The organism is Lactobacillus fornicalis, assembly GCF_055362665.1.
In genome coordinates this window covers 1-16,056 of sequence record NZ_JBLTIM010000009.1, presented here as the reverse complement: position 1 = coordinate 16,056, position 16,056 = coordinate 1, and the positions used below count along the sequence as shown (strand labels likewise).

Below are 16,056 nucleotides of genomic sequence, written 5' to 3'. Positions count from 1 at the left end.
AGAATAATGGATAAAATTGCGTTAGAATTAAAAAATGTAGGCGTTGCATATGGTGAAAAGCAAGTTGTAAAAAACGTTTCTATGAAATTCCCAAAAAATCAAATTTCTGCTTTAATTGGAGCAAGTGGTTCAGGGAAATCCACCTTATTGCGTTCAATTAATCGAATGAATGACGATATAGCAACTGTAACTGGTAAAATCATGTTTGAAGATGTCAATATTAATGATCCGAAGATTAATGTTTATCGTCTTCGCCGACAAATTGGAATGGTCTTTCAGCAGCCTACTCCCTTTCCAATGTCAATTTATGATAATGTAGTTTATGGCTTGCGTCTTGCAGGAGAAAAGCGAAAAGATATTTTAGATCAAAGAGTGGAAGAAAGTTTAAAACAGGCTGCTTTATGGGATGAAGTAAAAGATTCTTTAAATAGTAATGGTAATTCTTTATCTGGTGGTCAGCAGCAAAGATTGTGCATCGCTAGAACTTTAGCAACTAGACCTGAAATTATTTTAATGGACGAACCTACTAGTGCATTAGATCCAATTTCTACTAGTCAAATTGAGCAAACAATGCTTGAATTAAGAAAGGATTATACGATTATCATTGTTACTCATAATATGCAGCAAGCTAGTCGTTCATCTGATTGGACAGCATTTATGCATCAAGGAGAATTAGTAGAATTTAATAAAACTAGTGAAATCTTTATTAATCCGCAAAAGCAACAAACTAGTGATTACTTGAGCGGTAAGTTTGGTTAAAGGAGGATATTTGAGCAATGGGTGTAATGTTTGATTCAGAATTAAAAAAATTAAAGAGTCGCTTTGTTGAAATGGGACTAGATACTAATGAACAGCTTTATCAAGCTACTAAGGCTTTTTTAGACCATGATTCCGTTTTAGCAAAAAAGGTAATTAATGGTGATTTAGCAATCAACGATGAAGAAGTTAGTTTAGAAAAAAGAGCACTTAAACTAATTGCATTGCAACAACCTTTAGCTAATGATTTTAGAACTATTATTTCTATTTTGAAGGCAAGTAATGATGTGGAGCGCCTTGGTGACTATGCGGTTCATATTGGACGAGCTACTGTTCAATTAAAAGGAAATCACCATTCCCCAGAAATTGAACAGGCAATTGAAGAAATGAGTGCAGTCGTTCGTGAAATGTTAGAAAAAGTTTTAGATGCCTACGTTTATACTGATGAAAAAGCAGCTTATGAAGTAGCTAACCAAGATTTGAAAGTTGATATCATTTATGTCAGAGAACAAAAACGTTTATTGGAAAAGATGATGTCTAATGGGGAATCAATTCCTTCATATGAACAATATGTTAGTGTGATTCGGACGCTTGAGAGAGCAGGAGATCATATTGTAAATCTGGCAGAATGGGTTATTTATATTGCAAATGGTAAGTTAGTTGAATTAAACCCTGGTAAGACTGACCCGGATTTAGTTGAAAAAGGCTTAAAAGATACTTCAAAAGCTAATAAAAAATAAAGATAGTACTGCGAAAGAGAGTTGGAATTCCCCAACTCTTTTTTTAAGTATACGGTTACAATTAAACGTGCTAAAATTTAAAAGATAAAACAAGGAAACTATATAGAAGGAAATATGTTATTTTATGAGTGATAAACAGAAGAAAATAGGACTTTTTAGTCTAATCATGATGATTTTTTCAAGCATTTTTGGCTTTGCCAATATGCCAGTAGCCTTTTTGCAAATGGGATATGCAAGTATTCCATGGTTTATTTTTGCCGCTTTGTTATTTTTCTTACCAGTATCAATGATGATTGCTGAGTATGGAGCAGCATTTAAAGATGACCACGGTGGAATGTATACTTGGCTTAAAGAATCAATTGGAGAAAAATGGGCTTTTATTGGTACTTTTATTTGGTTATCTAGTTGGATTGTTTGGCTTTTATCCATTTCATCAAAAGTATTTATCCCATTTTCAGCTTTAATTTTTGGAAAGGATATGACCCAAACTTGGGCTTTTGGACCTTTTAATGCTACACAAGTAGTTGGAATTTTAGCTATCTTATGGATGATTTTTGTTACTTTTGCAGCTAGTCATGGTGCAGAAGTGATTTCTAAAGTATCATCTGTGGGTGGTTATTTTGTGACTGGGATGATTTTTGTTTTTATCATTGGAAGTATTGTTACTTTGATTGCTGGTCATGGTCATTTATCACAAGAGTTGACGACTTCTTCACTATTTGTTTCTCCTAACCCTGCTTTTCAAACGCCAATTGCAACATTATCGTTTGTAGTTTATGCTATTTTTGCTTATGCAGGGATGGAAGCGTTAGGGGGAATTATTGATTCTGTTAAAGATCCAGAAAAAACTTTCCCTAAAGGGATGATGATTTCATCTTTGTTAATTGCAGCTGGATATTCAGTTATGGTTTTGCTTTGGGGAATTAGTGTTAACTGGAACGAAGTTTTGAACTCTAAAAGCGTAAACTTAGGGAATATTACCTATGTTATGATGGGGCATTTAGGCTATTATCTTGGACAAACATTAGGATTAAGCAATTCAACCAGTTTACTTTTACAAAGTATTTTTATTAGATTTGTTGGATTGGGTATGTTCTTGGCATATGTAGGTTCATTCTTTATCTTAATTTATTCTCCAATTAAGTCATTTATTTTAGGATCCAAGCATCTTTGGTCAGAAAAAATGACTAAATTGAATAAAGTAGGTGTTCCCGCACATGCAATGTGGATGCAAGCAATTTTAGTTTGTGTACTAATTTTCTTAATTTCATTTGGTGGTGGAGAAGCTAAGACTTTTTATACAATTTTGACTGATATGTCTAATGTTGCAACGAGCTTCCCATATTTGTTTTTAATTGCAGCTTTTCCATTGTTTAAAAAGAAGCAAAAAAACTTGCCATTTGAAGTATTTAAACATAAGGGATTTACCAATTTAGTGGTAGCCATTAGCTTTTTAATTGTGTTATTTGGAATTATTTTTACTTGTGTTGAACCATTTTTGCAAGGCGATTTGGTAACCGGATTTTGGACCGTAATTGGGCCAATTTTCTTTGGTAGTTTAGCATATGGTATCTATGCGAGAGCTGAAAAAAAACAAAAGTAATAGATTGATTATAAAAAAATAGGGTTTCGTAAGTATCGAAACCCTATTTTTTATCTAAATTTATTACTTATTTTTACTTTTTGCTAATGATGAATGCTTAATTCCATAGCTAAAGTAAATTATTAATCCAATAATGAACCATGCACCAGCTGTAAGCTTAGCAGCAGTATCTAAGCCTAGGAAAACGGCCAATGATGCAAGAAATGCTAAAGCAGGTAATACTGGATAAAATGGCATCTTAAAACTTGGATCTTTTATATCTTTCCCTTCACGCTTCCGTAATTTGTAGATTCCTAGTGTTACGAACATGAAAGCAATTAGCGTACCAGCAGAAACCATTTGAGCCAAGAAACTAAATGGTAATAATGCCCCTAAAACAACACTTACAACAGTTAAAAATATAAGTGCGTGATTTGGTAATTTGTCTTTATTAAGCTGCCCTAACCATTTTGGAAGCATACCATCACGACCAAATGAATAAACGAGTCGTGATCCCGCTAGCATCATTCCAATTAAGGCCGTAAACATTCCTACAACTGCAATAGCTTGAACAACTACTGCAATAATAGGATGTCCAGATTGACGCAAGGCCCAGCCGACAGGTTCAGCATTGTTAGCATATTCTGAATATGGAAACATTCCAACCAATACCAAGCCTACGCCAACAAATAATACTACAGCGATTAATAGGGAGCCCATAATTCCGCGGGGCATAGTTTTTTGAGGATTCTTTGCTTCCGCAGAGTTGGCAGCAATTGAATCAAACCCAATATATGACAAGAAAATGGTTGAAACCCCTTCATAAATTCCAATCCAACCACCAAAAATAGTTCCATCGCTGTTTACTTTTTGAGCAGGAATAAATGGGGTGTAATTTTCGGGATGAAGCGCAGTAATTCCAACTGCAATAAAAATAATGATTGCTAATACTTTTAAAACGACTAAGATATTTTGGACGCGAGCAGCCTCTTTAACTCCACGAGAAAGTAAGATAGCAATCAATAAAATAACTCCGCATGCGAAAAAGTCAAACAAACCACCATCAGTTCCCAAAGCTGCTTGGAGTTGTTTAGGAAGAGAGAAGCCCATTGGTGAAAGTAACCCTTGTAAGTTGGAAGATAAACCACTGGCAACAAACGCTACCGCAATAAAGTATTCAGCTAAAAGAGCCCAGCCAGCAATCCAACCCCAAAATTCACCAAATATAACATTAATCCAAGAGTAAGCACTTCCTGCAAATGGCATAGCAGCAGACATTTCTGCATATGCAAATGCCACTAACCCTGCGACTAAAGCCGCTAATAAGAAAGAGATTGTTACAGCTGGACCGGCATATTTTGCAGCAACTACGCCTGGTAGAGTAAAAATGGATGCTGAAACAATTGTTCCAACACCTAAAGCAAGAAATTCTTTGACGCCTAAAGTTCTCTTTAGGTGGGAATCTTTATCTTCATATACTGATGGATCTTCTTTTAAAGATAAACGTTCGAATAAATTCTTCAAAAAATCGCGCCTCCTTTTGAGTGCCTTTTAAAAACTTTTAAAGATTATATCAGATGCTAATGTTAGTGTAAACGGAAAAAGCAAGGAAAAAGTTAATTTTTCGACTTTTGTAAGTGGTTTAGTACGTTTATCTTAAATAAAAATAAATTAAAGAGTACAATTACAGCAGTAACTAAGAAAACCATGCTGTAGTTAGATAGACCTGATACAGTAGTACCTATTAAAGGACCAATTATGTTGCCGAGGTACATGGCTGATTGATTCCAAGAAAAGACTCTTCCAGTAATTGCAGCCGGACTATTTTTAGTTAGCATGGTTTGAACTTGAGGAAATAAACAAGCATCTGAAAAGCCAACTAGAAATCTTAAAATACCAAGTTCGATGGTATTTTGAACAAAGGCAGTCGCGAAAAAGAATAAACTGGCTGCTATAAAACCAGCAATAATAATTTTGTGAGTCCCAATTTTATCACCAAGTGTACCAAATTTAGAAGCTACAGCAAAAGTTGCAATTCCGGGTAAGGCTGCAATAATTCCAGAGATTAAAACTACATTTCCATGATTATGAAGTAGTTGCTTAACAAATAATGAAACAATAGGATTAATTGAATTGTTTGCTGCTTGAATAATCATAGTTGTAATTAATAGGCCAAAAATTAAAATTGGACTATTAAATTGCTTAATAACATCCTTAGTTTTATCAAGTTTAGCAGTATTTTTAGCAACGAAATTATCCTCTTTTACCCAAAGAAAGGACATAATAAAGGTAGTAAATAATAAAATACCAGTAATAAAAAAGGTAATCCGGTAACTAAAGATTGATGCCAAAAAACCTCCAACTAAAGGGCCAAGTAGTGTGCCAGCGGTAACTGAAGAAGCCATTGTTCCCATGGCTTGACCTGCTTTTTCTTTAGGTGTTTGTGTGGCAATTAAGGCATTTGAGTTTGAAACAAATCCAGCAAATAAGCCTTGCAAACATCGCAAAGCAAAAAGTTGATAGACGTTTGTGACGAGCCCCATAGCTCCGATTGCTATTGCCATTCCAAATGAAGCTCTTAAAATCATCAACTTTCTTCCTTTTTTATCGGCTAATTTCCCCCACAAGGGAGAAGTAATTGCTGAAACAATGTACATACCAGCATAAATAAAGCCAGACCAAAAATTTAATTCTTGATGGGAAAAATCACCTAAACTTGCTACATATAATGGTAGAAAAGGCATGATTTCTGAAAATGCAATTCCTGCGATAAAAACTGCTATAGATAAAATAAATAAATTCTTTTTCCAAATATTATTTGTAACCATACAAGCGCCTCCTTATCAGCTTTCTTAATTATAGATGATTTGAAAATATATAGATTAAAATTCAGCAAATATATCTATTTTTATTACAAAATAATCACAATTTAGTCATAAAGCAAGTTTACACTTTTAAATAAGCTAAATGAAATATTTGGTGTAAGAATAGAGGAGGCATACCAATGAAGCAAAAAATGCGAGAGAAAATAAAAAAAATAGACTATTGGTTGGTCGCAATTTTAATTTTAGCGGCCTTCCTCTATGGTTGGAACATTTGGAAAGCAGGTTATGCAAATCAATTTTATACAGCAGCAATAGTATCAATGTCAAAAAGCTGGAAAGCATTTTGGTATGGTAGTTTTGACCCTGCTAGTTTTATTACAGTTGATAAGCCTCCTGTAGCTTTATGGTTTATGGTGATTTGTGTAAAAATATTTGGCTTCCATTCATGGAGTATAGTATTATCATCTGTACTCTTTGGAATCGGATCAGTATTTTTAATGTACAAGTTGATCAAACCATATTTTGGTCGCTTGGCAGCCAACTTAGGCGCCTTGTTTATGACGTTAACACCAATTGTGGTCGCAAATTCAAGAACCAATAATATGGATGCTACTTTAGTTTTCTTCCTGCTGTTAGCAGGATATGTCTTACATAAGGCTATCTTGAAGCATAAGCCATTATTAGTTCTTGTTTCATTTGCATTAATAGGTATTTCTTTCAATATTAAAATGTTGCAAGCATTTATGGTTTTACCGGCAATGTATTTCTTCTATTTTATTGCCAGCAAACAAAATTGGAAGAAAAAGACCCTTTGGACAATTGCGGCAACTGCAAGCTTAGCAGTATTTACCTTGGCATGGCCATTGGCAGTTGATTCAACTAATAAAAATAATCGACCATATATTGGTAGTTCTTCTACTAATTCCGTTTTGAATTTAGCTTTTGGTTATAACGGTACAGAAAGATTATTAGGTCAAAGTACAGGTACTGGCGGTGCCTTCCCAGGAATGAATAGTAAAAATAATTCATCCAAGTCAGGAAATGCTCCTAGTGGTACTAAAACTGGAAGCATGAAAAAGCCGAGCGGAACTAACCCGGCTAGTTCAGGAAAACGTCCACGTGGTCAAATGGGACAAGGTGGTCCTAGTGCTGGTGGCCCTGGTGGAACTAATTCTAATAAACAGATGCCAGGAAAGAATCAGGCTCCTTCAAATTCTACTAAGACAAAACGTCCAAGCGGATCAATGAAACGTCCAAGTGGTAAGATGGGGCAAGGTGGCCCTGGTAGAAAAGGTGGAGGCCAAGGAGCTGGTGGTGGTATCTTTAATGTAGGAACCGCCGGTCCATTTAGAATTTTCCAAACTGCTCTTGGTCAACAAGTTTCATGGCTATTGCCACTATCACTAATTGGTTTTGTAATAGCTTACTTCAATGAATGGCGTAAGAAGAAAAAGTGGTTAAAATTTAATAAACGCCAAACTCATTTATTGTATTGGCTTGGTTGGTTAGTTCCTGTTTATGGATTCTTTAGTATGGCTCAATTCTTCCATCCATACTATATGATTATGATAGCTCCACCAATTGCTGCTTTGGCTGCTATTGGGATTGCATCATTTGTTGAAAATAGAACTAAGAAGAAAGCTGCAGAAAAACTTGAAGATATTAATTCAGAAACAGACGGTCTAACTGCTGATAATATGGCTGAAATTGAGAAGGAAACTAAATTTGCTTCTAAAGCTAATACTTATCTAATGGCTTTTGCAGTTTTAGCAACTGCAGGGTTGCAAGCATGGTATGTTTACGAATATTATCCATGGGCAACTTATTTATTAGTAATTGCGGGATTATTAGTTTCAGGCTATATAGTAATCTCAGCTAAGAAGTTTAATAAAAAGGCAAGTTTATCTGCAATTTTAGTAACATTATTATTAGCTCCAGGATTTTGGTCATTAACCCCAACTCTTTCTGGAGAAAGTGCAGCTGTACCAACTACTGGGCCAAGCTTACTATCTTCAAATAATGTAAATGACTCATTTGGCTCAGGTAGTGTAAATACTAAGTTAATTTCATATTTAGAAAAGCACAATGGTAGTGCAACATACTTATTTGCAACCATGGATTCTAATACTGCTGCTCCATATATTATAAAGACTGGTAAAGCCGTCATGACTATTGGTGGTTATAACGGTACAGATAATGCAATTAGTTTAAAGAAATTCAAGCAATTAGTTAAGACAGGAAAAGTTAAATACTTCTACTTGACTAATGATAATGGTAACAATAGTTCAATTGTAAAATGGGTAAAGAAATATGGTACTAAGGTTAGTGCAAGTGAATATGGTGGTAGCTCAACTAGTTCTCAATCAATGGGACGAGGCCCTGGCAATTCAACCGGAACCTTGTATAAGCTATCTATTAAATAAAAAGGAGTGATTTAAGATGGCTGATAAAGTATTGACAATAGTCGTTCCATGCTATGATGAGCAGGAAGTATTGCATGAAACATCTAAATTGCTCAAAAATATAATTGATGATTTAATTGAACAAAATAAAATTAGCGTTAATAGTAAAATCTTATTTGTTAATGATGGTAGTAAAGACAAAACTTGGGAAATTATTGAGCAGTTACAAACCCAAGAAAAAGTTTTTACAGGAATCCGTTTATCAAGAAATTTTGGACATCAAAATGCAGTGATGGCAGGACTTAGTCGAGCAGTTTGGTATTCAGATATGATGATTACAATTGATGCTGACTTACAAGATGATATCCAAAAAATTTATGAAATGGTTGATAATTTCTATCAGGGATTCGATATTGTCTATGGAGTTCGCAATAATCGTGATACGGATACCGGCTTTAAACGTACCACTGCTGAAGCCTATTACTGGTTGATGACTAAAATGGGTGTTAATTTGATACCAGATCATGCTGACTATCGGTTAATGAGCAAAAGAGCAGTTGAAGCTTTGCTTGAATACCATGAAGAAAATTTATTCTTAAGAGGTATTGTTCCAGAATTAGGTTTTAATACAACTAAAGTTTATTACAAGCGAAAAGAACGCTTTGCTGGAGAAAGTCATTATCCTCTAAAAAAGATGCTTAGCTTAGCAATCAATGGGATAACCTCATTTACAATAGCACCTATTAAGGTTATCTTATACCTAGGGATATTAATGGTTCTCTATGGTGGAGGTGCATTGGTATTATTAGGCCTTACTCATCATATGAGTGATTATCGTTCATTGATTAACTCCCTTTGGCTATTAGGAGGCATTCAATTAATTACATTAAGTATTATAGGTACTTATGTTGGAAAAGTTTTTAATGATGTAAAAAAGCGTCCTAGATTTATCATTGAAGATGATACCTATAGCGACAGTATGAAAAAAGTTCGCTAATCTAATCAAAAAAGGCATTAAGGAATATCCTTAATGTCTTTTTTTGTTTTTTTTAATCATTAGCTAAAACAGAGCGCATCTTTGTAGTTAACATGTCGATAGCAACGTTATTTTCCCCACCTTCTGGGACAATAATATCTGCGTATCGTTTAGTTGGTTCAATAAATTGATGATACATTGGCTTAACAGTAGCTAAGTATTGATCGATAACTGAGTCAAGTGAACGGCCGCGTTCTTTTAAATCCCGTTCTAAACGGCGGATAAAGCGAATATCATCATCTGTATCAACATATACTTTGATATCCATTAAGTCACGCAAATCTTCATCTGCCAAAACTAAAATTCCTTCTAAAATAATTATATCAGCAGGTTCAACATGAATTGTTTTGCTACTACGAGTGTGCTCGGTAAAGTCGTATACAGGCATTTCGACCGCTTTTCTGTGCATTAGTTGATTGATTTGAGCAACTAATAATGGCATATCAAATGCATCAGGATGGTCATAGTTAATTTTTTGACGCTCACTCATTGGAATCCCAGTATTATCTTTATAGTAAGAATCTTGAGTTAGTGTAATGATATGATCATCATCATTAATCAAACGGGCTACTTCGTGGGCAATGGTGGTTTTACCTGAACCAGAACCACCAGCAATCCCAATTACAATTGGACGTTTTAATTCAGTCATAATCTTCTCCTTGTCATAACTTTAACTAGTATAACCCTTACTCTAGTGGGGGTCTAGCCTTAATTTTAAGAAGTTGAAATAAATTAATTGACTTACGTAGTACCATATACTATATTATTAAAAGTATATGGAGGGACTAATTATGAAATACGTAAAAATGACAGAGAAGATGAATATGGCAATTATTAATTCGGGTAGAGCATACCAAACATGGGATATGAATAATGGATTGCCAACATATTTAAGTGTAATTTTATATGAACTTTTTTATCATGAGTGTTTAAGTCAAAAAGAATTAGTGGAGCGATCAGGTATTCCTAAGCAGTCAATTAATAAAGGAATCAAGATGCTGCAAGAGAAGAACTATTTGATTTGCGAATATAACGGGGGAGATCGCCGAGTTAAGGAATGCTATTTAACTAAAGCGGGGATTGAATACGCAAAAACAAAAGTGGGACCGTTATTTGATTTAGAAGATGAAATAATTGATCAAATGGGAGTAAAAAGAGTAGAAAAATTAACTGAATTACTTGAAGAATATAGTCACACTTTGTGGAAACTGGTTAAAGAAGGTGAAAAATCATGAGTTTGTTTCAAATATTATTTCGCCATTTGAGGCAATATCCTAAAGAAATTTGTGGTGCATTAATTGCAATGCTTCTGTCTGCTTTGGCAGTTTTATATCAACCACGTTTGCTTGAATCAATTCAAAAAGATTTATTGAAAGGGGATACAAGCAAAGTTATCTCTGATAGTATCTGGATTATTGGTTTAGGACTAATTGCAATTGTAGCAGGGGTTTTAAATGTATATTTTGCTGCGAAATTAGCTCAAGGGGTAACGAGTGATTTACGTGAAGAAGTATATGAAAAAATTCAGAGCTTTTCGTATGCTAATATAGATACTTTTAGTACCGGAAGTCTTACTACTAGATTGATTAGCGATATGAACCAAATTATGAACTTAATAATGAGCATTTTTATGCAGTTACTGCGTTTACCAATTATATTAGTAGGTTCATTTGTTTTGGCAATCATTACAATACCTAGGTTTTGGTGGATAACTCTCTTAGTTTTAGTAGTTTTAACTATAGTTGGACTATTTATTTTAAAATTGGTTAATCGCCAATTTGAACAATATCAAGTTCGTTTAGATAAGGTGGCTAACTTAGCACAAGAAAATTTACTTGGAATCAGAGTAGTAAAGTCTTTCAATCAAGAAGATAGGCAAGTCAATAAATTTTCACTAGCTAGCGATGCTTTAAATCGCTTAAATTTAAATATTGGATATCTAATGAGTGCGGTAATTCCAGCTTTTTCAATCATTGCCTATATTGCTATCTGTGCAGTAACTACTATGATTGGATTGCAAATTAAGCTTCATCCAACTGATATTGCAGTAATAAGCCCCTATGTAAATTATATTTTGACGCTATTATTTGTGGTTTGGATTATTGGAATAGCACTTATGAATGTCTCTCGAGGAAAGGTTTCTTTAGGTAGAATAAAAGAAATTTTGGATACCAAGCCAAGCATAATTTTTAATGAAGCTGCACCAGACGATACTTTATCAGGTGATGTGGAATTTGATGATGTATCTTTTACTTATCCGGGAAATACCAAGCCTACGCTACAACATATTAGCTTTAATGTTCAAGCAGGAGAAATGATTGGTATTGTTGGCGCTACTGGTTCTGGTAAGTCAACGTTAGCGCAATTGATTGCTAGATTGTATGATCCAACTTCAGGCATCATCAAAATAGGTGGAAGTGATTTAAAGAAAGTTAATGAAAAAGCATTACGTAAAAGTGTTTCCTTTGTCTTGCAAAAAGCAATTCTATTTTCGGGGACAATTGCTTCTAACTTAAGGCAAGGGAAATCAGATGCTACAAAAGCTGAGTTAGAACGTGCAAGTGCAATTGCTCAAGCCTTTGAATTTGTAAGAAATTATCAAGATGGGTTTAATCATGAAGTGCAGGAAAGATCAGCTAATTTCTCAGGTGGGCAAAAGCAACGCTTGTCAATAGCCCGGGGAATAATTTCTAATAGTCCAATTTTGATTTTAGATGATTCAACTAGTGCTCTTGATGCAGAATCAGAAAAGAAAGTTCAAGATGCACTAGAACACAAGCTAAAGGATACTACTACTTTTTTAATTGCAGAAAAAATCGTTTCAGTAAAAAATGCAGATCGAATTTTGGTTTTAGATGAGGGAAAGTTAGTTGCTCAAGGTACTCATGAAGAACTATTGAAAACGTCTAATATTTATCAAGAAATTTTTAAAACACAGCAAGCTAGAGAAAAGAGAGGTGAACTTTAATGAATAATAGCAAGTCAGCTCTTAAATACTTTTATAAATATTTAAAGCCACATTGGAAGGCTATATTTTGGGTAACTGTTTTTTCTTTGATTTCAACCTTTCTGCAGGTATTAGCTCCTACTTATTTGGGAAAAGCGGTTACTAAGTTGACATCATATGTTGCTAATGGTGGGAGTATTAATTCTTTTCTTGAAATAGTTGCTTTTCTTGCCGCGAGTTATTTATTGTCAACTGTAGCAATTTTTATTTCCTGGGTAATAATGTCTAATTTTACCGCTCATGCTAATAATTCCATGAGAAAAAATCTATTTAACAAGTTACAAAGAATGACTATTCGGTATTTTGATACTCATCAAGATGGAAAAATATTGTCATTATTTACTTCAGATTTAGACAATATTTTCAATGCGATGAATCAGGCTATTTTTGAATTGATTGCGCAAGTGAGCTTGTTTATCGGGACTATTTATATAATGTTCAAAATAAACGTGAAAATGGCCTTATTTACGGTTATGACATTACCTTTAGCACTTATTTTGGCTTTAGTTTTAATTAAAAAAGCTCGCAAGTATATTGGATTGCAACAAAAAGAAATTAGTAACTTAAATGGTTTTATTAATGAACAGCTGAATGGGCAGGCTGTTATTATAACTAATGGCTTACAAAAACAGTCTGTTCAAGAATTTAAAGAATATAATAAGGCAGTTCGTAATGCAATGTTCAAAGGACAATTTTACTCAGGAATTTTATTTCCATTAATGAATGGTTTAGCTACTTTGAATTTTGCAATTGTAATTGCTGGCGGTACATATTTAATTTTAACTAATCAAGTATCTATGGCGGCCGGCTTAGGGTTAATGGTAATGTTCATTGAATATTTTTATACCTATTTCCAACCGCTTACTCAGCTTTCTTCATTATATAATTTAATTGAATTAGCTTTGACAGGAGCGAAAAGATTAGCAAAAGTTGAGCAAGAAAAAGAAGAAAAGCGTGTAAGTGATGGAAAAGAACTGACTCCTTTGAAGCAGGGATTAGCCTTAGAAGATGTCCATTTTGGATATAATAAAGATAAAGAAATTTTGCATGGAATTAATATTTCTGTTCCTAAAGGGAAAACTGTTGCTGTAGTTGGTCCAACAGGCTCTGGAAAGACGACGATAATGAATTTAGTAAATCGTTTTTATGATGTTGATTCTGGACGAATTACTATTGATGGTACAGATATTCGTAAATTTACAATTGCTTCACTTAGAAATAGTGTCGGAATTGTTTTACAAGAGTCAGTTGTGTTTTCGGGAACCATTTTTGAAAATATTGCCTTTGGCAAGCAAGATGCGACTTTAGCTGAAGTAGAGGCTGCAGTAAAGAAAGCACAGATTCATGATTATATTTTAAGTTTGCCCAAGGGTTATGAAACAGAGATTAGCGAAAATGGTGATACATTTTCAACAGGACAAAAGCAATTAATTTCAATAGCAAGAACTTTACTAACAGATCCGGATTTTCTAATCTTAGATGAAGCTACTTCAAATGTTGATACTGTCACTGAAGAAAAAATTCAAGTAGCAATGGATGAGGTGGTTAAAAATCGAACTAGTTTTGTAATCGCTCATCGACTCAAAACTATTATCAATGCAGATAAAATTGTAGTTCTCAAAGATGGTACCGTTCTTGAAGAAGGCAGTCATAAAGAACTTCTTAACCGAAAAGGATTTTATTATAAGTTATATACAGATCAGATGGTATTGGATTAAATTTAGACAAATATTGAATTAAGTTAGCATGTAAAAGTGCTAACTTTTTTAATATCTGATAAAAAAAGGTAAAATAGATTTATGTACTTATATTCAATATTTGAAAGGAGAACTAATATGGGAGCGATTATTGAATTTAAAAATGTTGATAAATACTATGGAAAATATCATGCCTTAAAAAATATCAACTTAGAAATAGATGAGGGAGAAATCGTCTCAATTATTGGCCCATCTGGTTCAGGAAAGTCCACATTGATTAGAACAATGAATGGATTGGAAAAAATTAATAGCGGTCAGTTAATTGTAACGGGGTATGATTTAGCTGATAAAAAAACCGATATTAATAAAATTAGAAAGAATGTAGGTATGGTATTTCAACATTTCAATTTATATGAAAACCATACTGTTTTAGAAAATATTATGCTAGCTCCACGTATTGTTTTGAAGCGACCAGAAGCTGAAAACAAAGAGATTGCAATGAAGCTTTTGAAAAGAGTAGGCTTGGAAGAAAAAGCTGATTTACTTCCAAAACAACTGTCTGGCGGACAAAAACAACGCGTGGCAATTGCAAGATCACTGGCAATGAAACCTAAAGTGATTTTATTTGATGAACCAACTAGTGCGCTTGACCCTGAAATGATTCAAGATGTATTAGATGTTATGAAATACATCGCTCAAGCAGGAATTACAATGGTTGTTGTAACTCATGAAATGGGGTTTGCTCGTGAAGTGGGAAGCCGCTTACTCTTTTTTGATAAAGGAGAGGTATTGGAAGATTCCCACAATCCTAAAGAATTTTTCGCTCATCCTAAAACTGAAAGAGCAAGAGAATTTTTAAGTAAAGTTATTAGTCACTAGGAGAATAAAATGAAGAAATTTTGTAAGTGGATTTTTGCTTCATTTTCTTTGTTATTTCTTTTAACATTATCAGCTTGTCAAAAATCAAGTAAAAGTTTAGATACTTATGACAAGATAAAAGCTTCTCAGACGATTACATGGGGTGTAAAAGCTGATACTCGTCTCTTCGGAATAATGAACATTAAAACTAGTCAATTAGAAGGATTTGAAATTGACTTAGCAAAAGACTTATCAAAGAAAATGTTAGGTAAAAATGTTAAAGTAAATTTAGTTCAAACAACAGCTAAAACTAAAATCCCATTGTTACGTAACGGTAGTGTAGATGCACTTTTATCAACAATGACAATTACTGAGGAAAGAAAAAAGATTGTTGATTTTTCAACACCATATTTTAATGCTGGGCAAGCTATCTTAGTTCCTAAAAATAGTAAGTTAAAAAATGTTTATGATTTGAAAAAAAGGGGCATTACAGTTTTAGCAGTAAAGGGAACAACCGCTGTTGCAAATATTAAGAAATTTGCACCTAAGGCGAATGTTTCAGAATATGATGATTATGGACAGGCTTTCAGTGCTTTGAAAGCAGGACAAGGACAGGCTTTAACTACTGATAATGGTATTTTAGCTGGTATTGCTGATGAAAATCCTGGTTTTAAAATAGTTGGAGGAACCTTTACTAGTGAACCTTATGGTATCGCAGTTAGAAAAGGTGATACCAAGCTTCGTAACAAGCTTGACCAAGCCTTAGAAGAATTAAAGGCTGATGGTACTTATCAAAAGCTATTAAAAAAATGGTTTAGTGGTATACCAGGGTTTAGTATTAAGGAGGCAAGTAGATGATTGAAATTTTGCAAAATAATTGGTCAAACCTGCTTTCTGGATTTGGCGTAACGATTATGATTAGCATAATTAGTTTATGTGCTTCGTTAATCTTAGGAACTGTTTTTGCAATTATGGAAGTAGTACCTAATAAAATTGCTCAAGCGGTAGCTCATACTTATATTGAGCTTTTTAGAAACATTCCTTTATTAGTTATTACTATGATTTTTTATTTGATTGTTCCGCAATATCTTTTTAAAATATCTGGCTTTACTGCAGGTTGTATCGGTTTATCTTTATACGCGTGGTGCTAGTT

Annotated in this window: 13 protein-coding genes and 1 pseudogene; 11 read left to right on the top strand and 3 right to left on the bottom strand. The window is 33.9% G+C overall.

Annotated elements, in window-relative coordinates:
• Nucleotides 1–6: 6 nt before the first annotated feature.
• The 3 genes from pstB to yjeM all read left to right on the top strand — a co-directional run bounded on the left by pstB (nt 7) and on the right by yjeM (nt 3,099).
• Nucleotides 7–759: a phosphate ABC transporter ATP-binding protein PstB gene (pstB, locus tag ACNDLV_RS02895; protein WP_006587106.1), complete on the top strand. Its 753-nt coding sequence runs from the start codon at nt 7–9 to the stop codon at nt 757–759.
• A 17-nt stretch (nt 760–776) separates the two neighbouring features.
• Entirely contained in the window at nt 777–1,496 is a 720-nt protein-coding gene (phoU, locus tag ACNDLV_RS02890) for a phosphate signaling complex protein PhoU (RefSeq protein WP_006587483.1), read from the top strand.
• Between the two features lie 124 nt (nt 1,497–1,620).
• Nucleotides 1,621–3,099, top strand: coding sequence for a glutamate/gamma-aminobutyrate family transporter YjeM (gene yjeM, locus ACNDLV_RS02885; protein WP_006587104.1), 1,479 nt, complete (start codon nt 1,621–1,623; stop codon nt 3,097–3,099).
• A gap of 63 nt (nt 3,100–3,162) precedes the next feature.
• Here the strand turns inward: yjeM and ACNDLV_RS02880 are convergent, their stop codons facing one another.
• Nucleotides 3,163–4,602: an APC family permease gene (locus tag ACNDLV_RS02880; protein WP_006587103.1), complete on the bottom strand. Its 1,440-nt coding sequence runs from the start codon at nt 4,600–4,602 to the stop codon at nt 3,163–3,165.
• A gap of 92 nt (nt 4,603–4,694) precedes the next feature.
• A complete protein-coding gene (locus tag ACNDLV_RS02875; protein ID WP_006587482.1) occupies nt 4,695–5,906 on the bottom strand; it encodes an MFS transporter in 1,212 nt (403 codons plus the stop codon).
• 176 nt (nt 5,907–6,082) lie between these two features.
• Here ACNDLV_RS02875 and ACNDLV_RS02870 point away from each other — a divergent pair, with 176 nt between their 5' ends.
• Together ACNDLV_RS02870 and ACNDLV_RS02865 are read left to right on the top strand one after the other, a co-directional pair.
• Nucleotides 6,083–8,326 (top strand): ArnT family glycosyltransferase, encoded by a 2,244-nt coding sequence (locus ACNDLV_RS02870; RefSeq protein ID WP_006587101.1) that lies wholly within the window; start codon nt 6,083–6,085, stop codon nt 8,324–8,326.
• 16 nt (nt 8,327–8,342) lie between these two features.
• Nucleotides 8,343–9,302 carry a glycosyltransferase family 2 protein gene (locus tag ACNDLV_RS02865; protein ID WP_006587100.1) on the top strand — a complete coding sequence of 320 codons (960 nt, stop codon included), beginning with the start codon at nt 8,343–8,345 and terminating at the stop codon, nt 9,300–9,302.
• A 52-nt stretch (nt 9,303–9,354) separates the two neighbouring features.
• On the opposite strand, the gene udk is transcribed toward ACNDLV_RS02865, so the two are convergent.
• Nucleotides 9,355–9,990 carry a uridine kinase gene (gene udk, locus ACNDLV_RS02860; RefSeq protein ID WP_006587099.1) on the bottom strand — a complete coding sequence of 212 codons (636 nt, stop codon included), beginning with the start codon at nt 9,988–9,990 and terminating at the stop codon, nt 9,355–9,357.
• 142 nt (nt 9,991–10,132) lie between these two features.
• Here udk and ACNDLV_RS02855 point away from each other — a divergent pair, with 142 nt between their 5' ends.
• The 6 genes and pseudogenes from ACNDLV_RS02855 to ACNDLV_RS02830 all read left to right on the top strand — a co-directional run.
• A complete protein-coding gene (locus ACNDLV_RS02855; RefSeq protein WP_034535768.1) occupies nt 10,133–10,576 on the top strand; it encodes a MarR family winged helix-turn-helix transcriptional regulator in 444 nt (147 codons plus the stop codon).
• The gene (locus tag ACNDLV_RS02850; RefSeq protein ID WP_006587479.1) at nt 10,573–12,309 is read left to right on the top strand and encodes an ABC transporter ATP-binding protein; all 1,737 of its coding nucleotides are present in this window, start codon (nt 10,573–10,575) and stop codon (nt 12,307–12,309) included. The genes ACNDLV_RS02855 and ACNDLV_RS02850 overlap by 4 nt, the downstream gene beginning before the upstream one ends.
• On the top strand, nt 12,309–14,066 hold the full coding sequence (locus tag ACNDLV_RS02845) for an ABC transporter ATP-binding protein (RefSeq protein ID WP_006587478.1): 1,758 nt from the start codon (nt 12,309–12,311) through the stop codon (nt 14,064–14,066). The genes ACNDLV_RS02850 and ACNDLV_RS02845 overlap by 1 nt, the downstream gene beginning before the upstream one ends.
• Nucleotides 14,067–14,183: 117 nt before the next feature.
• Nucleotides 14,184–14,924, top strand: a complete 741-nt coding sequence (locus tag ACNDLV_RS02840) for an amino acid ABC transporter ATP-binding protein (RefSeq protein WP_006587094.1) — start codon at nt 14,184–14,186, stop codon at nt 14,922–14,924.
• A gap of 9 nt (nt 14,925–14,933) precedes the next feature.
• Entirely contained in the window at nt 14,934–15,761 is an 828-nt protein-coding gene (locus tag ACNDLV_RS02835) for a transporter substrate-binding domain-containing protein (protein WP_006587093.1), read from the top strand.
• A pseudogene (locus tag ACNDLV_RS02830) lies at nt 15,758–16,042 on the top strand (ABC transporter permease subunit); the annotation flags it as partial. The gene ACNDLV_RS02835 and the pseudogene ACNDLV_RS02830, both read left to right, overlap by 4 nt.
• Nucleotides 16,043–16,056: the final 14 nt, after the last annotated feature.